At 67.3% G+C, this 25,467-nt stretch carries 25 protein-coding genes; 15 read left to right on the top strand and 10 right to left on the bottom strand.

The window, feature by feature from the left end:
- The first annotated feature begins 1 nt into the window (after nt 1).
- The 3 genes from ACSQ22_RS15235 (at nt 2) to ACSQ22_RS15225 (ending at nt 2,391) form a co-directional block, all read left to right on the top strand.
- Nucleotides 2-643 (top strand): LysE family translocator, encoded by a 642-nt coding sequence (locus tag ACSQ22_RS15235; protein ID WP_121508429.1) that lies wholly within the window; start codon nt 2-4, stop codon nt 641-643.
- Nucleotides 640-1,623 (top strand): threonine dehydratase, encoded by a 984-nt coding sequence (locus tag ACSQ22_RS15230; RefSeq protein WP_436130801.1) that lies wholly within the window; start codon nt 640-642, stop codon nt 1,621-1,623. The genes ACSQ22_RS15235 and ACSQ22_RS15230 overlap by 4 nt, the downstream gene beginning before the upstream one ends.
- A gap of 96 nt (nt 1,624-1,719) precedes the next feature.
- Nucleotides 1,720-2,391 (top strand): histidine phosphatase family protein, encoded by a 672-nt coding sequence (locus ACSQ22_RS15225; RefSeq protein WP_055398330.1) that lies wholly within the window; start codon nt 1,720-1,722, stop codon nt 2,389-2,391.
- 177 nt (nt 2,392-2,568) lie between these two features.
- Here the strand turns inward: ACSQ22_RS15225 and ACSQ22_RS15220 are convergent, their stop codons facing one another.
- From ACSQ22_RS15220 to ACSQ22_RS15210, 3 genes are read right to left on the bottom strand one after another with little or no spacing between them, the layout of a single operon-like run.
- Nucleotides 2,569-3,033, bottom strand: coding sequence for an N-acetyltransferase family protein (locus ACSQ22_RS15220; protein ID WP_436130800.1), 465 nt, complete (start codon nt 3,031-3,033; stop codon nt 2,569-2,571).
- A gap of 34 nt (nt 3,034-3,067) precedes the next feature.
- Nucleotides 3,068-3,928 carry a creatininase family protein gene (locus ACSQ22_RS15215; RefSeq protein WP_436130799.1) on the bottom strand — a complete coding sequence of 287 codons (861 nt, stop codon included), beginning with the start codon at nt 3,926-3,928 and terminating at the stop codon, nt 3,068-3,070.
- A 31-nt stretch (nt 3,929-3,959) separates the two neighbouring features.
- Nucleotides 3,960-4,319, bottom strand: coding sequence for a hypothetical protein (locus ACSQ22_RS15210; RefSeq protein ID WP_055398333.1), 360 nt, complete (start codon nt 4,317-4,319; stop codon nt 3,960-3,962).
- Nucleotides 4,320-4,431: 112 nt separating this feature from the next.
- Here ACSQ22_RS15210 and ACSQ22_RS15205 point away from each other — a divergent pair, with 112 nt between their 5' ends.
- The 4 genes from ACSQ22_RS15205 to ACSQ22_RS15190 all read left to right on the top strand — a co-directional run bounded on the left by ACSQ22_RS15205 (nt 4,432) and on the right by ACSQ22_RS15190 (nt 12,322).
- Nucleotides 4,432-5,184, top strand: coding sequence for an alanyl-tRNA editing protein (locus tag ACSQ22_RS15205; protein WP_436130798.1), 753 nt, complete (start codon nt 4,432-4,434; stop codon nt 5,182-5,184).
- Nucleotides 5,185-5,484: 300 nt separating this feature from the next.
- Nucleotides 5,485-9,297 (top strand): DUF748 domain-containing protein, encoded by a 3,813-nt coding sequence (locus ACSQ22_RS15200; RefSeq protein ID WP_436130797.1) that lies wholly within the window; start codon nt 5,485-5,487, stop codon nt 9,295-9,297.
- Nucleotides 9,298-9,411: 114 nt separating this feature from the next.
- Nucleotides 9,412-11,661 (top strand): protein-disulfide reductase DsbD family protein, encoded by a 2,250-nt coding sequence (locus tag ACSQ22_RS15195; RefSeq protein WP_436130796.1) that lies wholly within the window; start codon nt 9,412-9,414, stop codon nt 11,659-11,661.
- 46 nt (nt 11,662-11,707) lie between these two features.
- Nucleotides 11,708-12,322, top strand: a complete 615-nt coding sequence (locus ACSQ22_RS15190) for a thioredoxin family protein (protein ID WP_436130795.1) — start codon at nt 11,708-11,710, stop codon at nt 12,320-12,322.
- A gap of 10 nt (nt 12,323-12,332) precedes the next feature.
- On the opposite strand, the gene ACSQ22_RS15185 is transcribed toward ACSQ22_RS15190, so the two are convergent.
- Nucleotides 12,333-12,683 carry an MliC family protein gene (locus tag ACSQ22_RS15185; protein WP_228899006.1) on the bottom strand — a complete coding sequence of 117 codons (351 nt, stop codon included), beginning with the start codon at nt 12,681-12,683 and terminating at the stop codon, nt 12,333-12,335.
- 105 nt (nt 12,684-12,788) lie between these two features.
- On the opposite strand from ACSQ22_RS15185, the gene ACSQ22_RS15180 reads away from it, so the two are divergent.
- The gene (locus ACSQ22_RS15180) at nt 12,789-13,304 is read left to right on the top strand and encodes a CoA-binding protein (protein ID WP_176887211.1); all 516 of its coding nucleotides are present in this window, start codon (nt 12,789-12,791) and stop codon (nt 13,302-13,304) included.
- Between the two features lie 88 nt (nt 13,305-13,392).
- The gene (locus ACSQ22_RS15175; protein WP_436130794.1) at nt 13,393-14,718 is read left to right on the top strand and encodes an O-acetylhomoserine aminocarboxypropyltransferase/cysteine synthase family protein; all 1,326 of its coding nucleotides are present in this window, start codon (nt 13,393-13,395) and stop codon (nt 14,716-14,718) included.
- Here ACSQ22_RS15175 and ACSQ22_RS15170 read toward each other — a convergent pair.
- On the bottom strand, nt 14,715-15,170 hold the full coding sequence (locus tag ACSQ22_RS15170; protein ID WP_436130793.1) for a methyltransferase family protein: 456 nt from the start codon (nt 15,168-15,170) through the stop codon (nt 14,715-14,717). The genes ACSQ22_RS15175 and ACSQ22_RS15170 overlap by 4 nt on opposite strands.
- Nucleotides 15,171-15,260: 90 nt before the next feature.
- On the opposite strand from ACSQ22_RS15170, the gene ACSQ22_RS15165 reads away from it, so the two are divergent.
- The gene (locus tag ACSQ22_RS15165; RefSeq protein ID WP_218301551.1) at nt 15,261-15,854 is read left to right on the top strand and encodes a Crp/Fnr family transcriptional regulator; all 594 of its coding nucleotides are present in this window, start codon (nt 15,261-15,263) and stop codon (nt 15,852-15,854) included.
- A 7-nt stretch (nt 15,855-15,861) separates the two neighbouring features.
- On the opposite strand, the gene ACSQ22_RS15160 is transcribed toward ACSQ22_RS15165, so the two are convergent.
- Nucleotides 15,862-16,674 (bottom strand): IclR family transcriptional regulator, encoded by an 813-nt coding sequence (locus ACSQ22_RS15160; RefSeq protein ID WP_436130792.1) that lies wholly within the window; start codon nt 16,672-16,674, stop codon nt 15,862-15,864.
- 142 nt (nt 16,675-16,816) lie between these two features.
- On the opposite strand from ACSQ22_RS15160, the gene ACSQ22_RS15155 reads away from it, so the two are divergent.
- From ACSQ22_RS15155 to ACSQ22_RS15140, 4 genes are all read left to right on the top strand, one after another.
- Complete coding sequence (locus ACSQ22_RS15155; RefSeq protein ID WP_343735621.1) at nt 16,817-17,776, top strand: MBL fold metallo-hydrolase; 960 nt, start codon at nt 16,817-16,819, stop codon at nt 17,774-17,776.
- Nucleotides 17,777-17,803: 27 nt separating this feature from the next.
- Nucleotides 17,804-19,456 (top strand): FAD-dependent oxidoreductase, encoded by a 1,653-nt coding sequence (locus ACSQ22_RS15150; protein WP_436130791.1) that lies wholly within the window; start codon nt 17,804-17,806, stop codon nt 19,454-19,456.
- Between the two features lie 26 nt (nt 19,457-19,482).
- Entirely contained in the window at nt 19,483-19,740 is a 258-nt protein-coding gene (locus ACSQ22_RS15145) for a DUF2783 domain-containing protein (protein ID WP_436130790.1), read from the top strand.
- A 94-nt stretch (nt 19,741-19,834) separates the two neighbouring features.
- On the top strand, nt 19,835-20,803 hold the full coding sequence (locus tag ACSQ22_RS15140) for a Bug family tripartite tricarboxylate transporter substrate binding protein (RefSeq protein WP_436130789.1): 969 nt from the start codon (nt 19,835-19,837) through the stop codon (nt 20,801-20,803).
- Between the two features lie 108 nt (nt 20,804-20,911).
- Here ACSQ22_RS15140 and ACSQ22_RS15135 read toward each other — a convergent pair whose 3' ends face one another.
- Nucleotides 20,912-21,454 (bottom strand): DUF2062 domain-containing protein, encoded by a 543-nt coding sequence (locus tag ACSQ22_RS15135; RefSeq protein ID WP_436130788.1) that lies wholly within the window; start codon nt 21,452-21,454, stop codon nt 20,912-20,914.
- A 17-nt stretch (nt 21,455-21,471) separates the two neighbouring features.
- Nucleotides 21,472-22,452: a TerC family protein gene (locus ACSQ22_RS15130; RefSeq protein WP_436130787.1), complete on the bottom strand. Its 981-nt coding sequence runs from the start codon at nt 22,450-22,452 to the stop codon at nt 21,472-21,474.
- Between the two features lie 150 nt (nt 22,453-22,602).
- On the opposite strand from ACSQ22_RS15130, the gene ACSQ22_RS15125 reads away from it, so the two are divergent.
- Nucleotides 22,603-23,505 carry a LysR family transcriptional regulator gene (locus ACSQ22_RS15125; RefSeq protein WP_436130786.1) on the top strand — a complete coding sequence of 301 codons (903 nt, stop codon included), beginning with the start codon at nt 22,603-22,605 and terminating at the stop codon, nt 23,503-23,505.
- A 75-nt stretch (nt 23,506-23,580) separates the two neighbouring features.
- Here ACSQ22_RS15125 and ACSQ22_RS15120 read toward each other — a convergent pair whose 3' ends face one another.
- Both ACSQ22_RS15120 and ACSQ22_RS15115 read right to left on the bottom strand, forming a co-directional pair.
- A complete protein-coding gene (locus ACSQ22_RS15120; protein WP_436130785.1) occupies nt 23,581-24,309 on the bottom strand; it encodes an alpha/beta fold hydrolase in 729 nt (242 codons plus the stop codon).
- Between the two features lie 182 nt (nt 24,310-24,491).
- Nucleotides 24,492-25,463, bottom strand: a complete 972-nt coding sequence (locus tag ACSQ22_RS15115) for a helix-turn-helix domain-containing protein (protein ID WP_436130784.1) — start codon at nt 25,461-25,463, stop codon at nt 24,492-24,494.
- Nucleotides 25,464-25,467 lie beyond the last annotated feature (4 nt).

Genomic DNA, 25,467 nt, shown 5'->3' with positions numbered 1-25,467 from the left:
CATGCTTTTCTCTGTACAGGAACTGCTGCTCTTCACACTCGCCGCGCTGGTACTGGTGCTCACGCCGGGCCCCAACATGGTGTATTGCGTTTCGCGCAGCCTCACCCAGGGGCCGCGCGCCGGGCTTGTCTCGCTGACCGGAGTGGTGCTGGGTTTTGTCGTGCACCTGCTGGCAGCGGCGCTGGGCCTCACTGCGCTGCTCGCCGCCGTGCCACTGGCGTTTGACGCCATCCGCTACGCCGGTGCCGCCTACCTGCTGTGGATGGCCTGGCAGGCCGTCAAACCCGGCGGCGCTGCTCCCTTCGAGGCGCGCAACCTGCCGCACGACAGCCCGCGCACGCTGTTCCTGATGGGCTTCATGACCAACCTCCTGAACCCCAAGGTGGCCATGTTCTACCTGTCGTTCTTCCCGCAGTTCCTGCACCCCGAGCGCGGCCAGCTGCTGCAACAAAGCCTGACGCTGGGCGCGGTGCAGATCAGCACCAGTGCCGCCGTGAACGCGCTGCTGGTGCTGGGCGCCGCGCGCGTGGCGCTGTTCCTCAACCGCAATGCTGCATGGATGCGCGCCCAGCGCTATTTCATGGGCACCGTCCTGGGTCTGCTCGCCCTCAAACTGTTGACTGAAAAGAAAGCCGCCGCATGAACACCCGCCTCGACCCCACCGCCCTGCTACCCACCCTGGCCGACATCGAAGCCGCTGCCGAGGTGGTGTACCGCGACTTCACCGCCACGCCCCAGTACCGCTGGGGCCTGCTCAGCCAGCGCCTGGGCACCGATTGCTGGCTCAAGCACGAGAACCACACGCCCGTGGGCGCCTTCAAGATCCGCGGCGGGCTGACCTACTTTGACCAGCTCGCACAACACGGCTCGCTGCCCATGGAAGTGATCAGCGCCACACGCGGCAACCACGGCCAAAGCATGGGCTGGGCCGCGCGCCGCCACGGCGTGGCCTGCACCATCGTCGTGCCACGCGGCAATTCGGTCGAGAAAAATGCTGCCATGCGCGCACTGGGCGTCACGCTCATCGAACACGGCGACGACTTCCAGGAAGCGCGCGAACACGCCATCCAGCTCGCGGCCCAGCGCGGCGCCCACATGGTGCCCAGCTTCCACCCCGACCTGCTGCGCGGCGTGAGCACGTATTGGTGGGAGTTCTTGCGCGCCGTGCCTCAGCTCGACGTGGTGTATGTGCCCATCGGCCAAGGCTCGGGTGCGTGCTCGGCCATCGCGGCCAAGCTGGCCCTGCAGCACTCGGTGCGCGTGGTCGGCGTTGTGAGCAGCCACGCCACCACGTACGCCGATTCGCTGGCCGCCGGCCGCGTGGTCGAGGCGCCCGTCACCACCCAGCTCGCCGACGGCATGGCCTGCCGCGTGGCCGACCCCGAAGCCCTGGCCGTGATGGCCCCGCACATCGACCATATCGTGCAGGTAAGCGATACCGAAGTGGCCGCCGCCATGCGCGCCTTGTTCACTGACACGCACAACGTGGCCGAGGGTGCAGGCGCTGCTGCGCTGGCGGCAGCGCTGCAGGAACGCGACCAGCTCCAGGGCTTGCATGTGGGCCTGGCGTTGACAGGCGGCAACGTGGACGCGCCGATGTTCAGCAGCGTTCTGGCAGGCTGATCCCGTTGCACACACAAGCTACCATGCTATTCATTCAGTAGCATTGGTCGCTTGTGTGACAAGCGCCAGGGCCCTGTTCTGGCCACAATCCGCCGCATGGGAACCCTCTACCTCGTGCGCCACGGCCAGGCCTCGTTTGGCGCAGATGACTATGACGTGCTCAGCGCGCGCGGGCGCGAACAGGCCGTGCGCCTGGGCGAATACTGGCGAGCGCGGGGTATGGCGTTCGACGCCGTCATCACCGGCACGCTGCGCCGCCACACGCAAACGCTGGAAGGCATTGCCGAAGGCTTGCAGGCCATGCCCCAAGTGCTTCAATTGCCGGGCCTCAACGAATACGACAGCCACGCACTCATCGCGGCCATCCACCCCCAGCCGCTGGGCAAAGCCGACACGCCCGAGTTGTACCGCGCGCACTTTCGCATCCTGTGCGACGCGCTGGCGCAGTGGATGGCGGGCGTCATCAGCCCGCAGGGCATGCCGACGTGGAACGAATTTTCTGCTGGCGTGCGCGCTGCGCTCGACCATGTGCGCCACCACCACGCGGGCCACAACGTGCTGCTGGTAAGCAGTGGCGGCCCCATTTCCACGGCCGTGGGCGAGGTGCTGGGCACCGCACCCGAGGTGACCATTGCGCTGAACATGCGCATCCGCAACAGCGCGGTGACGGAGTTCTCGATCTCGCCCAAGCGGCTGATGCTGCAGACGTTCAACACGCTGCCGCACCTGAACGAGCTGGAGCATGCGGGATGGGTGACGCATGCTTGACGCCTGCGGTCGGAATTTTGGGTGTTTTTGGCTTCTAGCGCCTATTGGACAAGCGCTAAAAGCTATGTAATTTATAGCAAACTGACATTCCTGCCCCCCAAACTGCGCCAGGCAGCAGCACCGCGACTCCAGGCCGCTCCCACACCGGAATCCGTGTTGGGGGACCTTACCGCCCCTCTACAAATTCAGCGCCAGAAACCGGGTTCCCGGCACCGGGTTGAAGCTCACGGGCTCAGCCGTGACAAAGCCCAAGGATTCATAGAGCCTTTGGGCCGCGACAAATTCGGGAAGCACGTCCAGGCACATGCGCCGGTAGCCGGCCTCCCTCGCGACGCGCAGCATCTCCTCGACCAGCTTCCGCCCCAGATCCATCCCCCGGGCCACAGGCCGCACATACACGCGCTTCAACTCGCAGGTGCCGTCCTCCACACGGCGCAGGGCCGCACAGCCCACCACACGGCCCTCGACGACGGCCAGCAGGACACCGCCATCGGGCTCCGCGTACTTGCCGGGCAGCTCCGCGAACTCCTGCTCATAGTCCTGAAAATCGAGATTGGCGGTCGGACTCTGGACGTACTCGCGAAAGATCGCGGTGACTGCGGGGAGATCGTCGGGGAAGATGGCGCGCCGGATCGTGGTCATGCGGGGACGGACGGGAGGGGTTGCGCAAATGCGCTCATTCGGTCTCGGGGCGCACAGTCTGCAGCGGCAGGTGCACCAGCTCCTGCAGCAGCGCCACCAATTGCCCCGCCGCAGCGTCCACCACCGCCTGCCCTTTGTCGGCCGTGGCTCCAGCCGCATTGCCCACCGCACCGGCCGGGTGGTAGTCCTGCATCTGCCAGCCCAGCTTGGCGCTTTTGCCGTTGCCCAGAATGGCGTAGCGCTCCGACCGGTCCTGCGACGTGGAGCGGAAATCCCGCGCATGTTCCATGTGCACCGCGCCGGGTGCCAAGTGCAGCATCATCGAGGTCTCGATCTCGCCCGCGTGGATGCCAAAGCGGTGCTCCTGGGCGCTGAACTGGCCCGCCACCGCCTCGGGCAGCGGCAGGCTGAACCAGCTGGCGCTGTAGACGATCAGGTCGCAGCGCGTGCGCAGCTCGCGCGCGACGATGTCCATCACGCTCACCTGGCCGCCGTGGCCGTTGAACAGCAGCAGCTTCTTGACGCCCGCACGGGCCACACATTCTCCGATCTCGGTCCACAGTGCAATCACCGTGGCTGGAGACAGCGTGAGCGTGCCCGGAAAGCGGATGTGCTCCGGGCTCAGGCCCACGTTCTGTGACGGTAAAAACAGCACGGGCAGGTCGGCAGGCAGTTGCGGCAATGCAGCGTCGATCACGCCCTGCAGTAGCGTGGCGTCCACCGACAGCGGCAGGTGCGGGCCATGCTGCTCGACGGCGGCCACGGGCAACACCGCCACGACCTGATCGGCCTGGCCGCTGTGCTGCAGCGCGGCAAAGTCGCGGGTGGACAGGTCGGCCCAGAAGCGCGAGGGCAAGGAGAGTGGTGCAGATTGGGGCGCGGCGGCAGCGGTCATGCCGCGATGTTAGGGCCTGTTCCGGGGCGCGTCACTTCAGCGCCATCTTGCCCAGCCACACCAGCAGGTGTGCCACGCCCATCACCAGCAGAGCGGTGGATGCCAGCCCACTGGCCCAGCTGCCCAGGCCACGGCGGCGCTGCCAGGCGCGTACCACCAGAGCCACCACCCAGCCCACCGCTGCCAGCCCGGCCCACAGCATCCACAACAGCCCCACGCCCAGGCAGCCAAAGCTCTCGCAGTACAGCGAGAAGGTGTAGTAGGACAGGCCCCCCAATGCCACGCAAAGCCCCAGCAACAGCACGTCCAGCGTGCGCGAGACCCACACCGCCCTGCGCGAAAGCGGGGCCGAAGAAGACGACTGTGGCGATGAGGGCAAGGGCGTGTTCATGAAAAACCGAAGGTGGAGCGGCGCGGGATGATGCGTGGCAGAAACCCCTGCAGCCCAGCATAGCGCCCGCCCCACCGCCGCGCGCCGCCGCCCATCCCGCTACCATCACCGCATGACCCAAGACCTCTTCCGCCAAGACGCCTACCTGCGCGAATGCAGCGCCCACATCACCGCCGTCACCGATACCGGCATCGTGCTGGACCAGACCGTGTTCTACCCCCTGGGCGGCGGCCAGGCCGGTGACAGCGGCGTGCTGGTGCTGGCAGACGACACCGAGATCGCCATCGCCGACACCCGCAAGGGCAAGGACGCCGACGGCAACCCCACCAGCGACATCGTGCACATCCCCGCCCCCGGGCAGGAAGACCGCGTGGCGCAGCTCAAGCCTGGCACGGCTGTCACCGCCCGTATCGACTGGGAGCGCCGCCACCGCATGATGCGCCTGCACACCACCAGCCACCTGCTGTGCCATGTGGTGCCGCAGCTGGTCAACGGCTGCTCCATCACGCCCGACTACGCTCGGCTGGACTTCGCGATGACCGACCCGCTGGACAAGGAGCAGCTGACCGCCGCCATCGCCACCCTGGTGGCCGCTGCGCACCCGCTCACCGTGGCATCGATCAGCGACGAAGAACTGGACGCCAACCCCGCGCTGGTCAAAAGCATGAGCGTGCAGCCCCCGCGCGGCACCGGGCGCATCCGCACCATCCGCATCGGTGGCGAAGACAACGCGCCGCTGATCGACCTGCAGCCCTGTGGCGGCACGCATGTGGCCAACACGTCGGAGATCGGCGCCATCGTGGTGACCAAGATTGAAAAGAAAAGCGCCACCACCCGCAGGGTGGTGCTGGGCTTTGCCCAGTGAGCGAAGCGAAGAGCGCTTTTCTTTGGGACGGAATCATTTGCACGCAGTGCAAGTGAGGCCGCGCCAAAAGTCCCAGCCATAAACCCACCACCCGCAGGGTGGTGCTGGGTTTTGCTCAGTGAGCGCAGCGACGAGCGCGCCCCTCAAATGTCAACAATCTTGAGCCGCCGCAGCCCCCGGTTGCAATGGCTTACCCCGCCAGACCCACAACGGGGACAATAGCGGCCCGCGCGCGCGGCCTTTTTTGGACTTCTTGCACCCGGCGTCCTGGGGCTGCGGCGCTCACTTTTGCCTGCCGCCATGCCGATCTCCCTGCGCTCCGTCTCGTTTGCCTCCCTGCGCCAGCACCGCTGGTTCCGCCCCGCCGTCCGCGCGCTGGCGGCGTTGATCGTGTTGTGGCTGGTCACCTGGCTGGCCATTCCGCCGCTGGTCAAGGGGCCGCTGGAGCGCATTGCGTCCGAACAACTGGGCCGCACCGTCACCGTGGGGGGCATCGACTTTGAGCCCTGGAGCCTGGAATTCGCGCTGCGCGACGTGGCCGTGGCGGGTGCCAACGGCGCGCCCCCACAGCTGACCATTGGCCGCGTCTATGCCGATGGGGAGTTGCAGTCGCTGCTGCGCCTGGCGCCCGTGGTGGACGCCTTCACCATCGAAAACCCGGTGCTGCGCATCACCCACCTGGGCGACGGCCGCTATGACGTGGACGACATCATCGCCAAGGTCACCGCTCCCACCACCGAACCCGAGCCCGACAAAGGCCCCGCACGGGTGGCGCTGTACAACCTGGCACTGACGGGTGGCAGCATCGACTTCTCGGACACCGCCGTGGATAAAACCCACGAGGTGCGCGATCTGGCCCTCAAGGTGCCTTTCATCAGCACCTTGCCGTCGCAACGCGAGGTGAAGGTCGAGCCCCACCTGGCGTTCACGCTCAATGGCAGCCGGTTTGACTCGTCCGCCCAGGGCACGCCGTTTGCGCAGACCGGCCAGGCTGACGCGCAGATTCGGCTGGACGGGCTGGACCTCGCGCCCTACTTGGGCTATTTGCCAGCCAACCTGCCCGTCAAGGTGTTGGGCGCCACGCTGGATGCGGATGTGAAGGTGGCCTTTGAGCAGCACCCGCGCATGGCCGTGAAGCTGACCGGCACCGTGCAAGCCAGCGGCGTACGCATCGCAGACCGCCAGGGCGCCGACCTGCTGAGCTATGAGCGCCTGAAAGTCGACATGGCCGATGTGCGCCCTCTGGACCAGGTGGTGCGACTGCAGCATGTGGAGCTGACCGCGCCCGTGGTCACCGCCACGCGCGATGCAGCAGGCCAGATCAACCTGGCGCAACTGGCACCGCCTGCACCGCCGCCATCGGCGGTCAAGGGCAAGACCCCCGCACCTGCGGCACCTGCATCTGCTGAACCGGCGTCTTCGCCACTGACCAGCGCCAGCGCAGCATCGGCCTCTGCCTCGCCCGCTTCCTCCAGCAAAGCCAAGGCCAAGGCCGCACCCGCCTGGGTCGTGGAAGTCGCCACCGCCGCAGTGCGCGGCGGCACCCTGCGCTGGGCCGACCAGACCACGCGCCCCGCAGCGGCCCTGCAGGCCACAGAGGTCACGCTGGATGCGGCCGACGTCGCCGTCCCCTTCGCCAAACCCTTTACCTTCAAGGGCGGGCTCAACCTGCAGGGCAGCACACTCAGCTTCACCGGCGAAGCCACGGACCAGAAGGCCCAGGTCAACGCCACCCTGAACGCCCTGGCCCTGCAACTGGCCGCGCCCTACCTGGCCCAGACGCTGGAGCCCACGGTGACCGGCCAGCTCAGCGGCGATGTGGGTGTGCTGTGGCAAGCGCCCACGCCACAGGCCGCGCAGGCAGGCGCCACCGGCGTCACCCTCAAGGCAGGCCCCTTGGCGCTGGAGCAACTGGCCGTCAAGCAAGGCAAGACCACCTTGGCCAGCCTGGGCAAGCTCGACATTGCCGGGGCCGAAGTGCCCCTGGACGCACGCGCCGCCACGCTGGAGCGCCTAGCCATCAGCCAGCCGCAACTGGCGGTGGAACGGGGCGCGGACGGGCGCTGGATGTTCGAGCGCTGGCTCAAGGCAGCGCCCTCCGTGCAAGGCAGCGCAACGACCGACCCAGCCCCCGCCAGCAACGCCGCGCCCTGGAAGCTGCGCGTGGCCGATTTCTCGGTGCAAGGCGGCACCGTCTCGCTGGCCGACAACGCCCAGCCGCGCCCCGTGGCGCTGGAGGTGACGGCCCTGGGCATCACCGCCCGCAACCTGGCCAGCGACGGCAGCAAGCCCGAAGCTTTCACGCTCACCGCCCGCGCCGCCGCACCGGGCAAGGGCAGCAAGGCCGCGCCGGGCAAGCTCGACTACCAGGGCACGCTGGCCCTGCAGCCGCTGACCACCCAGGGCAAGCTCGACGCCACCCGCCTGCCGCTGCACGCACTCGACGGCTACCTGGCCAGCCAGCTGTCGGTAGAACTGCTGCGCGCCGATGTGGGCTACCGGGGCCAGGTGGCCCTGGCGCAGACCGACAAAGGAGTCAGTCTGCGTCTGAACGGTGATGCCGTGGTGGAAGACCTGCAGGCCAACAGCACCGCCGCCTTCACCCCCAAGACCGAAGCACAGGTGGGTGAGGAATTGCTGGCCTGGAAGAGCCTGAACCTGCGCGGCCTGGCCGTGGCCACCGCCCCCGGCACCGCGCCGCGCGTGGAGGTCAAGGAGACCAGCCTGGTGGACTTTTTTGCCCGGGTCACCATCAACGAGGCCGGCCGCATCAACCTGAGCGACATTGCCAAGACCCCGGCCGAGGCACGTGCGGCCAATGCGGCCAGCGCTGCGGCCAGCACGGCCGCCCCCACGGCATCGGCCCCCGCCTCAACCACATCGGCAACGCCCACCGCCCCTGCCCAGGCTGCGGTGGCCCAGGCCGACCCGCTGGCCCCTGTGGTGGTCTTTGGCCCCGTGAGCCTGGTCAACGGCAAGGTGCTGTTCTCGGACTTTTTCATCAAGCCCAACTACTCGGCCGACCTGTCGGAGCTGACTGGCAAGCTCAGCGCGTTCTCGTCCGAAGCCTCGGGTGGCGAGCCCGTGCTGGCCGACCTGGAGCTGCGCGGCCGCGCCGAGGGCTCGGCGTCGCTTGAAGTGACCGGCAAGCTCAACCCGCTGGCCAAACCGCTGGCCCTCGACATCGTGGGCAAGGTGCGCGACCTGGAGCTGCCCCCGCTCACGCCCTATTCCGTCAAATACGCGGGCCATGGCATCGAGCGCGGCAAGCTCAGCGTGGACGTGAACTACAAGGTGCTGCCCAACGGCCAGCTCACCGCCAGCAACCGGCTGGTGCTCAACCAGCTGACCTTTGGCGAGCCCGTGGAGGGCGCGCCCAACAGCCTGCCCGTGAAGCTGGCCGTGGCCCTGCTGGCTGACCGCCAGGGCGTGATCGACCTGGACCTGCCCATCAGCGGCTCGCTCAACGACCCGCAGTTCCGCATTGGCCCGGTGATCTTCAAGATCATCGTCAACCTCATCGGCAAGGCGCTGACCTCGCCCTTCAGCCTGCTGGCCAGCGCCTTCGGCGGTGGCGACGAGATGAGCCACGTGCCCTTTGCCCCCGGCAGCGCCACGCTCACGCCCGAGGCGCAGCAGAACCTGGACAAGGTGGCCAAGGCCCTGGCCGACCGCCCCGCGCTCAAGATCACTGTGACCGGCACGGCCAGCCTGCCAGACGAGCGCGAAGGCCTGCGGCGCGAGAGCCTGCAGCAGCGGGTGCTGGCCGAAAAACGCCGTGCCAACCCGGGCGATACCGCCCCCGTATCAGCCGCCGAATACCCCGCCCTGCTCAAGGAGGTGTACCGCCGCGCCGACATCCCCAAACCGCGCAACCTGGTCGGCCTGGCCAAGGAGCTCACCGTGCCCGAGATGGAAGCCCTGCTGCTGGCCAACCAGCCCGCCACCGAGGCCATGGCCGCCGAACTGGCCACGCAGCGCGGCCAGGCGATCCGCGCGTATCTGGTGGCACAAAAACTGCCCGTGGAGCGACTGTTTGTGGCGGCGCCCAAAGCGGGCAAACAAGCCGAAAAGTGGACCCCGCGTGCGGATTTGAGCCTGGCGACACAATAGGCGCCTGGCTGGCGGAAGGTTCCGGGGAATCCCCCTCCGCCAGTCTGATCGCCCCGCAGGCAGAGCACAGGGGCGCCGGAACCAAACCCGCCCTGCCAGCTCCCACACTGCACCATGCCTTCACGCCCGCTTTACCGCCTCGCAGTTACTCTGTTTTTGATAGCTGCAAGCGCTTTATGGACGGGCGCAAACGCCCAATTTAGCCCCAAAACCAGCGGACAGGGCACCAGCGTGGTCACCACGCCCTATGTGCGTGCCGAGCTGCTGGCCCATGCACCCCAGGGCGTGGCGCCCGGCCAGCCGCTGTGGCTGGGCCTCTCGATCACCCACCAGCCCGAGTGGCACACCTACTGGAAGAACCCTGGCGACTCCGGCCTGCCCACCGACCTGGCCTGGACGCTGCCCGCCGGCCTGGACGCGGGCGAGATCGCCTGGCCCCTGCCCAAGAAGATCCCCATCGGCACGCTGGCCAACTATGGCTACGAAGGCACGGTGCTGCTGCCCGTACCCGTCACCGTGGCCAGCAGTTTTGCCCCCAGCCCGTTGGCCAAGGACGCAACGATCAAGCTGCGCGCCTCCTGGCTGGTGTGCCGCAAGGAGTGCATTCCCGAAGAAGGCGAATTCACGCTGCAGTTGCCCATCCAGAGCACCACGGCGCTCAACGGCGCCGCCTTTGAGGCGGCCGCCAAGGCCCTGCCCCAACCCGTGCTGGCAGGCACCAACGGCATCGTGCCGGACAGCCAGGCGCAGATTGCCGACGGCAACCTGCTGAACGTCAGCGTGCAGGGCCTGCCCGTGGCGCTGCGTGGCAAGACACTGGACCTGTTCCCCGAAACCGCCGAAGTCATCGACAACGCCGCGCAGTGGAAGCAGGCCTGGAACGGCAGCGTGTGGACCGCGCAGATTCCCCTGTCTGCCCAGCGCAGCGCCAGCCCCAGCCTGATGCCCGTGGTGCTGGCCGAGCAGTCGCCCGCACATGCCACTGGCCCCGACACGCGCACCGGCTACCGCGCAGAGCTGAAGGTGCTGGGCACCTGGCCGCAGGTGGCGTCGGTTGCCAGCGTGTCGCCCGCGCTGGAGGCCGCGCTCAAGGCCAATGCTGCGCAGGCAAGCGGCGCTGCCGCGCCAGCCATGGGCTCCGGCGCCTCGTCCCTCACCCTCACGGCCGCGCTGCTGGGCGCCTTGCTTGGCGGGCTCATCCTCAACCTCATGCCCTGCGTGTTCCCGGTGCTGGCGATCAAGGTGGTGGGCTTTACCCAGCATGCGCAAGACCGGCGCGCGCACCGCGTGAGCGGCATCGCCTACACAGCGGGTGTGGTGCTGTCGTTCATCGCCCTGGGCGCCCTCATGCTGGGCCTGCGCGCAGCAGGCGAGGCGGTGGGCTGGGGCTTTCAGCTGCAGTCGCCCGCCGTGGTGGCATCGCTGGCGGCACTGTTCACGCTGATCGCGCTGAACCTGGCGGGCGTGTTCGAATTCGGGCATTTCCTGCCGTCCTCGGTGGCCAGCCTGCAGGCCCGCCACCCGGTGGCCGACAGCTTCCTCACCGGCGTGCTGGCCGTGGCCGTGGCATCCCCCTGCACCGCGCCGTTCATGGGCGCTTCCCTGGGCCTGACCGCCACGCTGCCCGCGCCCCAGGCGCTGGCCGTGTTTGCGGCGCTGGGCCTGGGGCTGGCGCTGCCGTACCTGGCGGCCAGCTTTGTGCCCGCCGTGGCGCGCGCCCTGCCCCGCCCCGGCGCGTGGATGGACACCTTCCGCAAGCTCATGGCCTTCCCCATGCTGGCCACTGTCGTCTGGCTGGTGTGGGTGCTGGGCCAGCAAAGTGGCATCGACGGCGCGGGGGCGCTGCTGATCCTGCTGGTGGGCCTGTCGCTGGTGGTGTGGGCCCTGTCGCTGGTCGGGCGTGCGCGCGTGTGGATGGCCACGGTGTCCATCGCGGCCATGTCCTTGCTGGTCTGGGCCTTTGCGCCCCACATCACGCACATTCCTACCGCGCAGGCCGCCACACCGTCCACGCAGGCTTCGGCCACCGGCTGGCAACCCTGGGCACCCGGCGCGGCCGAGCAGATCGTGGCCACGGGCCGCCCGGTGTTTGTGGACTTCACCGCCGCCTGGTGCGTGACCTGCCAGTACAACAAGAAGACCACGCTGGCCGACGCCGATGTGCTGGCCGACCTGCAGACCAAGAACGTGGCCCTGCTGCGCGCCGACTGGACGCGCCGCGACCCTGCCATCACGGCGGCGCTGACCCAGCTTGGACGCAGCGGCGTGCCGGTGTACGTGTTCTACCGCCCCGGCAAGCCGCCGGTGGTACTGACCGAGGTGCTCAGCGTGGACGAGGTGCGTGCCACCATCGCCCAGCTATAGCCCTCCCTGCTTTCGACCACCCGCCAACCCTTCAGGAGACCCCGCCATGAAGCTGCTTCGCCGTACGTTGATCGCCACCGCCGCCCTGGTTGCCCTGGGCGCACAGGCCGCCGCCACCGTGGGCCAGCCCGCACCCGACTTCACGCTCAAGGACACGTCGGGCAAAACCGTGCGCCTGTCGGACTTCAAGGGCAAACACGTGGTGCTGGAATGGACCAACCCCGGCTGCCCCTTCGTGCGCAAGCACTACGACAGCGGCAACATGCCCGCCACGCAGAAAGACGCCATCGGCAAAGGCGTGGTGTGGCTGTCCATCAACTCCACCGAAAAAGCCAGCAGCGACTACCTGGAGCCCGCCAAGCTGATGGCCTGGAAGCAGGAGCGCAAGGCCACCCCCACCGCCGTGCTGATGGACGAGGAAGGCACCGTGGGCAAGAGCTACGGCGCCCGCACCACGCCCCACCTGTACATCGTCAACCCGCAGGGCCAGCTGATTTACGCGGGCGGCATTGACAGCATCCCCTCGGCCCGCCCGGCCGACATCGAAAAGGCCACCAACTATGTGAAGGTGGGGCTGGCAGAAACGCTGGCGGGCAAGCCGATTTCGGCGGCCACGACGCAGCCTTACGGCTGCAGCATCAAGTACAAATCGGCCAGCTGAAAAAAGAATTTCAGCGCGCCACGCAGTTCACCCGCAGAGCGCGCGGACTGTGGAAGTACATGGTGTTGCCCTTGCCACGGATGTAGGTGCCGCCATCACCGTATCCAAAACCCGACGCCACGCGCTCAGGCTGCAGCGGCACGGTGCGGCCATTCATTTCCAGCAGCGCAGGGCCATCGGGCTGGGCGGGCCAGTGCACCACCATCATGGGGCCACGGTCACAGGCGTAGGTCGTGACGCGCTGGACCTTGGGCACATCGGGGGCACGGGGCGGTGTGCAGGCGCTCAGGGCAAAGGTGGACAAGACAACAGCCGTGGCGACAAGGCCAGTGGTGCGGCGGGCGCGTGGTGGGTTCTGCACGGGATCTCCTCGGATTCTGGGTCGGTGCCACCGTGTTGATGGCAGTGTGGGTGGACAACGCGGGGGTCTGGCGCCGCAGCGGTTCGCCCCCATACACTGCCATGTATGAAACGCACGCCCGACACCATCAGCACCCTGCGCGATATTCTGACGCACTGCCGCACCCTTGCGGTGGTGGGACTGTCGCCCCAATGGCACAGACCCAGCTATTTCGCGGCCAAGTACATGCAGGCACATGGCTACCGCATCGTGCCGGTGAATCCGCTCGTCGCGCGCGAGGGCGGGCAGATCCTGGGCGAAACCGCCTACGCCAGCGTGACCGAAGCCGCTGCCGCGCTGGCGGCGCAGGGGCAGAAGATCGACATGGTGGACTGCTTTCGCAAAAGTGAGGACATCCCGCCGCTGGCCGATGAAGCCATCGCCATCGGCGCAAAGTGCCTGTGGCTGCAACTGGGGGTGTTCAACGAGGCGGCCAGGCAACGCGCCGAGGCCGCCGGGCTGCAGGTGATCGAAAACCGCTGCGTGAAGATCGAGCACGCGCGGCTGTTTGGCGGCCTGGGCTGGATGGGCGTGAACACACGGGTCATCAGCGCCAAGCGCCTGCGGCAGCTGCCTTACTAGCCAATTCGCAGCCAAACTTAAAGCTATCAAATTCATAGCTATTAGCGCTTATCCATAAAGCGCTAGCAGCCAATTTCCTCAAGATCCCATGTCCTCAGCCCCCTCCAATGGCGCCGACCGCGAGTTCGGCTTCGGCACCCGCGCCATCCACGCCGGCGCCCAGCCCGACCCCGTGACTGGCGCACGCGCCACGCCCATCCACCAGACGACGAGCTTTGTGTTCGACAACGCCGAGCACGCCAGCAGCCTGTTCAACCTGCAGACCTTTGGCAACGTCTACAGCCGCATCAGCAACCCCACGGTGGCGGTGTTCGAGGAGCGCATTGCGAGCCTCGAAAACGGCCGTGCCGCCCTGGCCTGCGCCAGCGGCATGGCCGCGCAGATGGCGGCGCTGCTGGCCATCCTGAAAACCGGCGACCACATCGTGGCGGCCAGCACGCTCTACGGGGGCACGGTGGGCCAGCTGGGAGTGGGCTTCTCTCGCCTGGGCATCGAGACCACATTTGTGGACCCGGCCGACCCAGAAAACTTTGCACGCGCCATGCGCCCCAACACCCGCGCCGTGTATGGCGAAACCATTGGCAACCCACTCGTCAACGTGCTCGACATCGCCGCCGTGGCCGAGGTGGCGCATGCGCACGGCGTGCCGCTCGTCATCGACAACACGGTGGCCAGCCCCTACCTGTGCAACCCCTTGCAGCTCGGCGCCGACATCGTGGTGCACAGCGCCACCAAGTACATCGGCGGCCACGGCACCACCATGGGCGGCGTGGTGGTGGAGGGTGGCAAGTTTCCGTGGGACAACGGCAAGTTCCCCGAGATGGTGGAGCCCAGCCGCGCCTACCACGGCGTGAAGTTCTACGAGACCTTTGGCGACTTTGGCTACACGATGAAGGCGCGCATGGAGGTCAACCGCACCTTCGGCGGCGTGCTCTCGCCCATGAACGCGTGGCAGCTGCTGCAGGGCGCCGAAACCCTGCACCTGCGCATGCGCGAACACTGCCGCAATGCGTTGGCGGTGGCGAAGTTTCTGCAAAGCCATCCGCAGGTGGCGTGGGTCAACTACCCGGGTCTGGCGGATTCGCCGTACTACGATCTGGCGCAAAAGCAGTTTCGTGCTGTGGACGGGGCGCCGGGCGCCTCGGGCATCCTCACGTTTGGCGTGAAGGGAGGCGCTGCGGCGGGCGAGAAGTTCATCGACGCCTGCGAGTTCCTGAGCCACCTCGCCAACATCGGCGACGCCAAGACGCTGGTGATCCACCCTGCGTCAACCACGCACCGCCAACTGAGCGAAGAAGAGCTGGCCCGCGCTGGCGTGAGCGCGGACATGGTTCGGCTGTCGGTGGGGATTGAAGACCTGGACGACATCCTGTGGGACGTTGACCAGGCACTGGCGCGCTCTCAAGGAGCCTAGATCCAGCGCCGCACATCCCGGCAGTAGTCCGCGTACTGGCGTCCAAAACGGGCCGCCAGCTTGCGCTCTTCGAGCGGGATGTACCAGCACTGCGCGAGCACAAAAAACTGCAACACCAGCAACCACGGCGACAAAGTGCCCAGCGCCAGCGCCACACCCGCCAGGGCCAGCAGCATGCCCAGGTACATGGGGTTGCGGGTGTGTGCAAACAGGCCCGCTGTGGTGAGCGTGCCGGGCTCGCCAAAGGTGTTGATGTTGGTGCCGATTCGCTTGAACAGGCGGGCATGCCACTGGGCAATGGCCAGGCCCGCCAGCACCAGCACACCCCCCGCCCACCAGGCCAGCACGCGCCCATCGGCGGGCAGCACGGCCACGGGCCAGGTGCGCTGCAAAATCACCATCGCACCGACCGACGCAAACCAGACCACAGGGGGCAGCAGCAAACGTTGCATTCCGACCTCTCCTTGCACAATCAAGACATGGCCCGCAGTCTGCCGATGGCGTGCTGTGCTGGCGATAACCTGGGTTAACGGAGTCCTCTTTTGCCGACCTTTTCTCATTCCACCCACACGGTGCTGGAGCAACTGGCACAGGCCCCGCTGCCCGAGTGGGAGGCTCTGGACCGCGCCACCACGGTGCGGCAGCTGCGGCCGGGCGAGGTGCTGTTCCACGCGGGCGAGGCGCAGCCCCGGGTGTTTGTGGTGAACCAAGGACTCATCAAGATGGTGTACGAGACGGCCGTAGGTGACGCCTGGGTCAAGGGGTTTGTGCCGGCCGGCATGTGTTTTGCCAGCCTCACGGCACTGCAGCCGGGCGGCGTTACCAGCTACACCGCCCTGGCGGAAGGCGGGCCCTGCACGGTGGAGCAGATCGACCATGCCGCGCTGGAAGCGCTGGCCGCGCGCCACATGGGGTGGCAACGCGCGCTGAGCAATGCCTACCGCATGTACGGCCAGCGCAAGGAGCAGCGCGAGATGGAGTTGCTCACCCTGTCGCCCGAAGAGCGCTACCGGCGCTTTCTGCAGCAGCACCCGCAGATCGCCGCCCAGGTGCGCCAGCGCGACATTGCCAGCTATGTGCGCGTGACGCCGGTGGCGCTCAGCCGCATCAAGGCGCGCATATTGCGCGGCGGCTGACGGCGGCTCAGGGTTTGGTGCCCTGCGCGGCGCCCAGGCGCTGCGACAGGCTGCGCGCGGTGTCGCGCAGATGGCCTGCGACAGCACTGCCCAGCCCCGTCTGCAGCGTGGCGCTGGGCCCTATCACCGCCAGGCACAACACCAGCTGCCCAAACCCGTCAAACACCGGCGTTGCCAGCGCGCTGATGCCGGGCAGGAGCTGGTCGGTCACCTCGCTGATCTGGTGCTGGCGCACCGCCTCCAACTCGGCCGCAAACGCGGGTTCATCCAGGGCCCCCGCAAACCCTTCGGCCGCCAGCGCAGCCGCAGCGCGCTCTCGCGGGCCGAAGGCTGCAAACACCTTGCCCGTGGCCGTGTGCCGCACCGAGGCCGTGGTGCCGTGGCGCATGGCCACATACACGGCCGTGGGGCCTTCTTCCACACGGATGATGGTGGGGCCGTTGTCACCCCAGACCGAGGCCGACACGGTGTAGCCGATGCGCTGGGCCAGCGCGGGCAGCTCGGCAATGGCCAGGCGCACCGGGTCCACCTGCTGCAGGCTGATCAGGCCCAGCTGCATGGCCAAGGGGCCCAGGCCGTAGTGGCCGCTCACGGCGTCCTGCTCGATCAGGCCCAGCTTGCCAAAGCTCACCAGGTAGGGGTGCGCCTTGGCGGCCGTCATGTCCGCCGCGCGGGCCAGGTCCTTGAGCGCCATGCGCCGGCCGGTGCGCGCCAGCACCTTCAGCAGCTGGCCGCCCACCTCCACGCTCTGGATGCCGCGCGGGCTGCGGGGCGTGTCTTCGTCGTCGGCGGGGGGCAGGTCGGGGGTCGTCATGGGCATGGGGCGATTGTCCACGCAGCACAGCATCCACACGCCCTTCGGGTTTACACCTAAACAAATGCGTTAGACATGAACGAATTTCTTGCCTAACATCAACGCATTCCGTTTAGATAAACGCATTCACCATTAACAAATCACCACCATGAGCACCGTCAAAACCTTTGCCTCTGCCGCCGACCTCGAAGTGAAGAAGGTGAGCTTCGACAAGCTCTCCGACCACGCCTATGCCTACACGGCCGAGGGCGACCCCAACACCGGCATCATCATTGGCGACGACGCGGTGATGGTGATCGACACCCAGGCCACGCCCGTGATGGCGCAGGACGTGATCCGCCGCATCCGCGAGGTGACGGACAAGCCCATCAAGTACGTCCTGCTCTCCCACTACCACGCGGTGCGCGTGCTGGGGGCCAGTGCGTACGGCGCCGAGCACATCATTGCCAGCGAGGACACGCGCGACCTGATCGTGGAGCGCGGCCAGTTCGACAAGGACAGCGAGATCGGCCGCTTTCCGCGCCTGTTCCAGAACGTGGAGAGCGTGCCGGACGGCCTGACCTGGCCGACCATGACCTTCAACAGGAAGATGACCCTGTGGCTGGGCAAGCTGGAGGTGCAGATCCTGCAGCTGGGCCGGGGCCACACCAAGGGCGACACGGTGGCCTGGCTGCCGCAGGAAAAGATCCTGTTCAGCGGCGACCTGGTGGAGTTCGACGCCACGCCGTATGCGGGCGACGCGTATTTCCAGGACTGGCCGCAAACGCTGGACAACATTGCGGCGCTGAAGCCCGAGAAGCTGGTGCCCGGCCGTGGCGCCGCGCTGCAGACGCCCGAGCAGGTGCAGGCGGGCCTGGCGGGCACACGCGCCTTCATCAGCGACCTGTACGAGAGCGTGAAGGCCAGTGCTGCGAAGGGTGAAGACTTGCGCAAGGTCTACGAAGCCACCTTCGCCAAGCTGCAGCCCAAGTACGGCCACTGGGTCATCTTCAACCACTGCATGCCGTTTGACGTGACCCGTGCGTACGACGAGGCCACGCAATACCCCGACCCACGCATCTGGACCGCTGAGCGCGACATCCAAATGTGGAAGGCTTTGGAAGGCTAGGCCGCTGAGGTTGGAGGAGACAAAAACATGAACCCCAGAGACATTCCCCCAGAGGCCTTCCACGCCAGCGGCGCCGAGGTGCAGGCCCTCGATTTTGGTTATGTGCGCTCGCCCGACCAGGACGGCGCGAAGCCTGCACGACACCCCATCGTGGTGATCGGCGCGGGCCCCGTGGGCCTGTCGCTCGCCATCGACCTGGCCCAGCGCGGGCAGCGTGTGGTGGTGCTGGACAACGACCACAAGCTCTCCATCGGCTCGCGCGCCATCTGCTTTGCCAAGCGCACGCTGGAGATCTGGGACCGCCTGGGCGTGGGCCAGCGCATGGTGGACAAGGGCGTGTCGTGGAACCTGGGCAAGGTGTTCCTCAAAGACGAGCAGCTGTATGAATTCAATCTGCTGCCAGAAGAAGGCCACGAGCGCCCCGCCTTCATCAACCTGCAGCAGTACTACGCCGAGGCCTACCTGGTGGAGCGCGCGCTGCAGCTGCCGGGCATCGACATCCGCTGGCACAACAAGGTCACTGCGGTGCAAAGCCGCGCGGACGGCGCGCTGCTGAGCATCGACACGCCCGAGGGCGCTTACCAGATCGATGCGCAATGGCTGGTGGCCTGCGACGGCGCGCGCTCGCCCACGCGGCAGATGCTGGGACTGGAGAGCAAGGGGCGCATTTTTCAGGACCGCTTCCTGATCGCTGATGTGAAGCTGGCGGATGAAGCGAACTTCCCGACCGAGCGCTGGTTCTGGTTCGACCCACCCTTTCACCCCAACCAGAGCGTGCTGTTGCATCGCCAGCCCGACAACGTCTGGCGCATCGACTTCCAGCTGGGCTGGGACGCCGACCCCGAAGAAGAAAAGAAGCCCGAGAACATCATCCCGCGCGTGAAGGCGCTGCTGGGTGCGGATGCACAGTTTGAGCTGGACTGGGCCAGCGTCTACACCTTTGCCTGCCTGCGCATGGACCAGTTCGTGCACGGCCGCGTCGTCTTCGCGGGCGACAGCGCCCACGGCGTTTCGCCCTTTGGCGCACGGGGCGCCAACAGCGGCGTGCAGGACGCGGAGAACCTGGCCTGGAAGCTGGACTGGGTGCTCCAGGGCCGCGCCAGCCCCGCGCTGGTGAGCACCTATGGCCCCGAGCGTGAATACGCGGCCGATGAGAACCTGTGCAACTCCACCCGCGCCACCGACTTCATCACGCCCAAGAGCGAGGTGAGCCGCCTGTTCCGCGACGCGGCACTGCACCTGGCGCGCGAGCATGCGTTTGCACGGCGCATCGTCAACAGCGGGCGCCTGTCGGTGCCCGCCACGCTGCACCAGTCGCCGCTGAACACGCCGGATACCGATCACTTCGCAGGCACCCAGGTGCCCGGTGCCGTGCTGCTGGATGCACCCTTGACGAAACAGGGCCAGCCCACCTGGCTGCTGCGCGAGCTGGGGCCGGACTTCACGCTGCTGGTGTTTGGCCCGGCACCCACCTGGGCGCGTGGCCTGCCCCAGGTGAAGGTGCTGCAGATCGGTATCGACGTGATCGACCACCAGGCGCTGGCCGCCCAGCGGCTGGATGCGCTGCCGCGCACCGTGTACCTCGTGCGGCCCGACCAGCATGTGTGCGCACGCTGGCGCACGCCCACCGAAGCGGCCGTGCACAGCGCACTGGCCCGCGCCACGGCCGCAGCCGTCTGACCAGGAAGACGACAAGGAACATGCCCATGCTGAACACCCAACCGAACCTGCAGGCCTGCGACGACTTCTATGAAGCGCTGATTACCGCGCACCAGGGCCTGTCCACGCCCGATAGCCACGCCATGAACGCACGCCTGGTGCTGCTGCTGGCCAACCACATCGGCGACCAGGCCACGCTGCAGCACGCGCTGCAACTGGCGCGCGGCAGTGCCGTGCCCACGGCCGACCGGCGCACCACCCCGGCCATCACGCCCGTGGTGCCCACCCACGCGGTGGCGGCCTAGCCTCACCTTTTTTACCCCACAGCTCCAGCACCGCGCAGACGGTGCGGGGCCCAGGCTTTGCCTTCATTTTTTGACAACACCACGGAGACAACACATGCAGCGCAAACACTTCCTCGCCACCCTTGCCGGGTTGGCCCTGGCCACCACCCTCCCCCTGGCCCACGCCCAGGACACCAAACCGCTCGAATGGGTGGTGGGCTACGCGGCCGGTGGCGGCTCAGACATCGTGGCGCGCACGATTGCCGAATCCATGTCGGCCACGCTGGGCCGCCCCATCGTCATCAACAACAAACCCGGCGCGGGCACCAACATCGCGGCCGAGTACAGTGCGCGCAACAAGGACTTTGGCAACCTGATGTTCTCGGCCGACTTCGCCACACTGGCGGCCAACCCGTTCTTGTTCAGCAAGCTCGCCTACAACGCCGAGAAGGACTTCCAACCCGTGGGCCTGCTGGTGCGCTTTCCGATGTTCCTGGTGGTGTCCAACAACGTGCCCGCCAAGAACCTCAAGGAATTCATGGCCTGGGCCAAGGGGCAGGCCGATGGCGTGAACTGGGCGTCGGCCGGGCCGGGCAGCCCGCACCACCTGGTGGGCGAGCTGTTCCGCGAGCAAAGCGGGCTCAAGCTCACGCATGTGCCGTATCGCGGCGCGGCTCCGGCGATCCAGGATGTGATTGGTGGTCAGGTACCCGCGATGTGGATCGACAGCGCCACGGTGTACCCGTTTCTCAACGGCGGCAAGGTCAAGGCCATTGGTGTGGCCAGCCCGCAGCGCGTGACGACCATGCCCGATGTGCCCACGATGTCCGAACAGGGCCTGCAAGGGTTTGAAGGTTTTGCATGGCAGGGCCTGGTGGTGCCCGCGGGTGCATCGGCCGATGTGGCCGCGAGTTTCAGCAAGGCGCTGCAGACGGCCCTGGCCGACACACGCACCAAGGCCCGGCTGCAGGCCCTGGGTGTGGAACCCATGCCCGGCACGGCCGCCCAGATGGGCAGCTTTGCGCGCACCGAGCGCGAAAAGTGGGGCCGAGTCATTACGAAGGTGGGCGTGAAACTCGATTAACTCCCTGAACGGCTGCGCCGTTTTCCCCTGGAGGGGACGCCACCCATGGCCTGGCAAAGCCAGTTCCACGGTGTCGCTGGCAAAAGCCACGCTCCCGTCGCAGGACGCTCAGCGGCTGCGCGCCAGCCGCCGCTTGCGCTGCAGGGCGGGCGCCAGCCACAAAAGTTGCACCGTGGCATAGCCCAGCGCCGCCATCACCAGGCCCAGCGTGGGCAGGCCCACGAGCAGCGGTGTGCCCAGGGCCTGCATCCAGGCGCCCAGCGCCTGCACCGAGAAGTCTCCGCCCGGCACCACGCTGCTCCACGCGGGCAAAGTCTGGGTGCCCGGCATCACCAACGCGCCCAGATAGAAGGCCAGCGCATACAGCGGCACGGTGGTGAGCGGATTGGTATAGAACGTGGCCACCCCGCCCGCCACGATGTTGCCGCGCAGCCAGGCGCAGACCAGCAGCGTGCCCGGAATCTGCAGCGGCCCGGGGATCAGCCCACAGAACAGGCCCGCCGCCACCCCGCGCGCCAGGGGCTGGCGCTGAAAGCGAAACAGCTCGCGCCGCTCCAGCCAGGGGCGCAGGCGGATGAGCCAGTCCCGGTCCAGGTGTGCGCGGGCGCGTGGCTCCAGGGCGCGCAGCCAGCGGCGCATTGAACAAAGCATCTGGCTTACCACTGCACTCAGTCCTTGCGCGGCAGGGCCGGAGCGCCATGGGCGCTTTCGCCCGAGCTGCGCAGCGACAGGAAGATGGAGCCTGCAATCAGCGACGCCGTCACCAGCAGCGCATAGCCGATCGGGATCTTCACAAAGTCGATGAGCAGCATCTTGCCGCCAATGAACACCAGCACCAGCGCCAGGCCATAGGCCAGCAGGTGGAAGCGGTTGGCCAGGTCAGCCAGCAGGAAGTACAGCGCACGCAGGCCCAAAATGGCAAAGATGTTGGCCGTGAGCACGATGAACGGGTCGCTGGTGATCGCGAAGATGGCCGGGATGCTGTCCACCGCAAAGATGATGTCGGTGGTGCCGATGAGCACCAGCACCACAAACAGGGGAGTGAAGTGCTTGACGCCGTTGATCATGGTGGAGAGCTTCTCGCCATCGAACTGGTCGGTGATGCGAATGCGCTTCTTCAGGAACTTGAGCACCGGGTTGGCGGCGATGTCAGGCTCCTGCCCAGCGGCAAACCACATCTTCACGCCGGTGACGACCAGGAACGCACCGAACACATACAGCAGCCAGTGGAAGGTGGCCAGCAGCCAGGCACCTGCCAGGATGAGCAGCGTGCGCAGCACGATGGCACCGATGATGCCGATGATGAGCGCGCGCTTTTGGTACTGCGGCGGCACGGCAAAGTAGCTGAACAGCATCAGGAAGACAAAGATGTTGTCCACCGACAGGCTCTTTTCGACCAGATAGCCGGTGATGAACTGCATAGAGACGGTGTTGGCAATCTCACGGCCCTGGCTTCCGTCCAGGTACCACCACAGAATGGCCACAAACACAAACGCCAGTGAGAACCACAACAGGCTCCAGCGCGCTGCCTCGCCCATGGTGACCTTGTGCGCTCCCTGGCGCTCCATGACCAGCAGGTCCACGCCTATGGCAATGACCACGAAGACGGCAAATCCCGCCCACATCCACCACGTTCCGATCGTTTCCATCAAGTTTCTCCAAAGATGCCCTCACACGTCCGGGCAAGCCGGACGCCCAAGCCCCGGACTGTAGGGGCTGAGGTACTTCTTTAAAACCTGTTATCACAGTAGTATTGATTCGGTTTTTACGAACAAAACCCTTTTCCCTCGGAAGAACCCATGAGCCAGAGCTTCAACTACCGCCATCTTTTCTACTTCTGGGTGGTGGCCAAGGAGGGCGGTATCGCCCGCGCCGCTGAGCGGCTGGACATGGCCATGCAGACCATCAGCGCCCAGGTGCGGGAGCTTGAAAAGTCGCTGGGCGTGAGCCTGCTGCGCACCGAGGGCCGCAACTTGGTGCTGACCGATGCGGGCGTGGCCGCGCTGCACGAGGCCGACCACATCTTTGCGCTGGGCGAGCTGCTCCCCGTGCGCGTGCGCGAGGCGGCCACCGGCCAGACGCTGCGGCTGAACCTGGGCATCTCCGACGGCATCGCCAAGCTGGCCGTGCACCGGCTGCTGACCCCCGTGCTGGACGAGCCGCACCTGCGCCTGCTGTGCCACGAGGGCGAGTTCCAGCCCCTCTTGGGCGAGCTGGCGCTGCACAAGCTTGACGCGGTACTGGCCGACCGCGCCGCGCCCCCCAACCCGGCGCTGCGCACCACCAGCCAGTTGCTGGGCAGCAGCGCCATCGCTTGGTACGCGCCGCCGCTGTGGGCCGAGGCGGCGGCCAACAACTTCCCCCACAGCCTGGCCGTGGTGCCCGTGCTGCTGCCCACCGACCACGCCGCGATGCGCGCGCGCATCGACCACTGGCTGGAGCGCGAGCGCATCCGCCCGCGCATCGCGGGCGAGTTTGAAGACAGCGCGCTGCTGAGCACCTTTGCCGCCACCGGCATGGGCGTGATGCCCGCGCCGGTGTCGCTGGGCGAGCACCTGGCACAGACCCACAGACTGGTGCAGGTGGGCACCACGCCGGACGTGCAGGAGCAGTTCCACCTGATCTACAGCGCCCGCAAGGTGATGCACCCGCTGCTCACACGGCTGCTGGAGGCGGGGAGTAGCGGGTCACTCCTGAATTGATAGCAATCAGCACTTACCCAGCAGGCGCTAGAGGCCAAAAAACCTTGTAGTCAGCGCAAAAAACTCTGGTTCCCTTCAGTCGCGCCCTGCCCGCTCGATGTGCAAGGCAGCCGATGCCGGGTCGGAAAAGCACAGCTCATGGCTGCCCGGGCACTCCACCAGGCGGAACAGGCCCAGCCGCTCCGACAGGCGCGGGTGCCAGGGCAGGCTGTGCGGCAGCGCGGTGTCCTGCTGCGCGTTGAGGTAACTCTTGCCCACCTCCAGCGCGGCCAGCGGCACGGGCAGTTGCGCGGGTTCGGTGAAGGTGCGGTAGGGGTGGGGGTTAAGCAGCGCGTAGGTGCTTTGCGCCAGGGCCTCGTCGGCATCGTTGATGAAGGCCTCGCGCCAGATGGGGTACGGCAGCATTACGGCATTGCCACTGCTCGCCGCGACCTGGTCGAACAGCGCACGGTAATGCGGCGGCACCAGGTCATTCAGGCACTCGCCCGGCTGCGGCACAAAGGCGTTCCAGTACACCAGACGGCGGATGCGCCCAGGCAGACGCGCGGGCATGTGGCTGATGACCATGCCGCCGTAGCTGTGGCCCACCAGGCGCACGTCGGTCAGGCCCTGGCCTTCGATGAAGGCCGCCAGCGAATCCACCGCGTCGGCCAGGCCCGTGGCCGCGCGGTCGTCGCCGGGGTTGTTGCCCGCGAGCGTGGGGCAATGCACCGTGTGGCCGCGCGCCCGCAGGTGGGTGGCGGTGGCTTCCATTTCGGCGCCGGTGTGCCAGGCGCCATGGACCAGGACATAGGTATCCGGCATGTGTGTCTCCTTGGGGTTGTGTTGCTGGACCGGGCGATCCGCCCTGCCGCTACCTTAGAAACACCTGGTGGTAAGTAATGGCCTGTGCGTGCCAGCCGGCTGTGCTGGGTGTGCCAAAAGCTTCACCGCCGTGTAGCGCGGCAAGGCGAAGCAACAACGACGCGGATGATTTGTAAACGGAATCAGCCGCCACGCCGCCACTGCGCGGGCGACACCCCCATGGCGCGCTGGAAGGCGCGTGCGAAATGCGAAGGGTCGGCAAAGCCGCAGCGCCGCCCAATCTCGCCCACGGCCACATGGGCCAGCTGGGGACGGCGCAGCAGCTCGCCTGCACGCGCTAGGCGCAGTTCGCGCAACGTGCCCGCAAAGGTGTGGCCCTGCGCCGCAAAGGCCCGGTGCAGGGTGCGCAGCGACACGCCCGCCTCCTGCGCCAGCGCCGGGGCCGAGAGGCCCGGCTGGTCGATGCGCGCCCGGATCAGCGCACACAGATGGGCATGCAGGCTGCGCGCCGCAGTGGGTGCCGGTGGCTGGGGTGGCTCCAGCGCAGCGCACAACAGCGCCCCCAGGTGGTCGGACAGCAATGCTGGCGGCAGTGCCTGCGCCGAGGACGGGTCACGTGCCAGCTGCACGGCCAGCGCCCCCAGGCTCTGGCCCCAGCCCTGGTCCCGCCAGGCCACGCGCGGGCCGGGCGCCTCGGCCTGCTCCAGCCACTGCCCCACCCAGGCGCGCGGCAGCTGCAGCGACACACAGTGCACACCATCAGGAAAATGCAGTTCGTAAGGCCGTGCCGAATCCAGCAGCACCACATCGCCCGGCCGCAGATGGGCCACATGGCCATCCTGGCGCACATGCCACGCGGTCTCGGCCTGGCCGATCAGGTAGAAAGGCAGCTGGCGGCTGCGTGCAATGCCTGCGGGCGTGCGAAACACATCCTGGGTGGAGGCCCGTACGCGGTTGATGGACAACGTCTCCACCGGCAGGCTTTGCAGTTCCCCGCCAAACAGCGGCGCCTCGCGGGAGCTGCAATCCATCTCCAGAAACGCCTCGCAGATCGCGCCCACCCAGTAGTCCAGGCGCGCGGGCGGCGCCACCACGTCGGTGGTCCACTGGCGCACAGCAGCGGGGGACGAGGGCGCGAAGGCGGCGGCGGGCATGGCG

Source organism: Acidovorax sp. LjRoot38 (genome assembly GCF_964252975.1).
Taxonomy (GTDB): domain Bacteria; phylum Pseudomonadota; class Gammaproteobacteria; order Burkholderiales; family Burkholderiaceae_C; genus Acidovorax; species Acidovorax facilis.
The sequence above is the reverse complement of the archived record's forward strand: the minus strand, read 5'-3'. Positions and strand labels throughout refer to the sequence as shown.

Coding starts and splice junctions, on each gene's coding strand:
- ACSQ22_RS15235 (WP_121508429.1), top strand. CDS start 2: ATGCTTTTCTCTGTACAGGAACTGCTGCTCTTCACACTCGCCGCGCTG.
- ACSQ22_RS15230 (WP_436130801.1), top strand. CDS start 640: ATGAACACCCGCCTCGACCCCACCGCCCTGCTACCCACCCTGGCCGAC.
- ACSQ22_RS15225 (WP_055398330.1), top strand. CDS start 1,720: ATGGGAACCCTCTACCTCGTGCGCCACGGCCAGGCCTCGTTTGGCGCA.
- ACSQ22_RS15220 (WP_436130800.1), bottom strand. CDS start 3,033: ATGACCACGATCCGGCGCGCCATCTTCCCCGACGATCTCCCCGCAGTC.
- ACSQ22_RS15215 (WP_436130799.1), bottom strand. CDS start 3,928: ATGACCGCTGCCGCCGCGCCCCAATCTGCACCACTCTCCTTGCCCTCG.
- ACSQ22_RS15210 (WP_055398333.1), bottom strand. CDS start 4,319: ATGAACACGCCCTTGCCCTCATCGCCACAGTCGTCTTCTTCGGCCCCG.
- ACSQ22_RS15205 (WP_436130798.1), top strand. CDS start 4,432: ATGACCCAAGACCTCTTCCGCCAAGACGCCTACCTGCGCGAATGCAGC.
- ACSQ22_RS15200 (WP_436130797.1), top strand. CDS start 5,485: ATGCCGATCTCCCTGCGCTCCGTCTCGTTTGCCTCCCTGCGCCAGCAC.
- ACSQ22_RS15195 (WP_436130796.1), top strand. CDS start 9,412: ATGCCTTCACGCCCGCTTTACCGCCTCGCAGTTACTCTGTTTTTGATA.
- ACSQ22_RS15190 (WP_436130795.1), top strand. CDS start 11,708: ATGAAGCTGCTTCGCCGTACGTTGATCGCCACCGCCGCCCTGGTTGCC.
- ACSQ22_RS15180 (WP_176887211.1), top strand. CDS start 12,789: ATGAAACGCACGCCCGACACCATCAGCACCCTGCGCGATATTCTGACG.
- ACSQ22_RS15175 (WP_436130794.1), top strand. CDS start 13,393: ATGTCCTCAGCCCCCTCCAATGGCGCCGACCGCGAGTTCGGCTTCGGC.
- ACSQ22_RS15170 (WP_436130793.1), bottom strand. CDS start 15,170: ATGCAACGTTTGCTGCTGCCCCCTGTGGTCTGGTTTGCGTCGGTCGGT.
- ACSQ22_RS15160 (WP_436130792.1), bottom strand. CDS start 16,674: ATGCCCATGACGACCCCCGACCTGCCCCCCGCCGACGACGAAGACACG.
- ACSQ22_RS15155 (WP_343735621.1), top strand. CDS start 16,817: ATGAGCACCGTCAAAACCTTTGCCTCTGCCGCCGACCTCGAAGTGAAG.
- ACSQ22_RS15150 (WP_436130791.1), top strand. CDS start 17,804: ATGAACCCCAGAGACATTCCCCCAGAGGCCTTCCACGCCAGCGGCGCC.
- ACSQ22_RS15145 (WP_436130790.1), top strand. CDS start 19,483: ATGCTGAACACCCAACCGAACCTGCAGGCCTGCGACGACTTCTATGAA.
- ACSQ22_RS15140 (WP_436130789.1), top strand. CDS start 19,835: ATGCAGCGCAAACACTTCCTCGCCACCCTTGCCGGGTTGGCCCTGGCC.
- ACSQ22_RS15135 (WP_436130788.1), bottom strand. CDS start 21,454: ATGCTTTGTTCAATGCGCCGCTGGCTGCGCGCCCTGGAGCCACGCGCC.
- ACSQ22_RS15130 (WP_436130787.1), bottom strand. CDS start 22,452: ATGGAAACGATCGGAACGTGGTGGATGTGGGCGGGATTTGCCGTCTTC.
- ACSQ22_RS15125 (WP_436130786.1), top strand. CDS start 22,603: ATGAGCCAGAGCTTCAACTACCGCCATCTTTTCTACTTCTGGGTGGTG.
- ACSQ22_RS15120 (WP_436130785.1), bottom strand. CDS start 24,309: ATGCCGGATACCTATGTCCTGGTCCATGGCGCCTGGCACACCGGCGCC.
- ACSQ22_RS15115 (WP_436130784.1), bottom strand. CDS start 25,463: ATGCCCGCCGCCGCCTTCGCGCCCTCGTCCCCCGCTGCTGTGCGCCAG.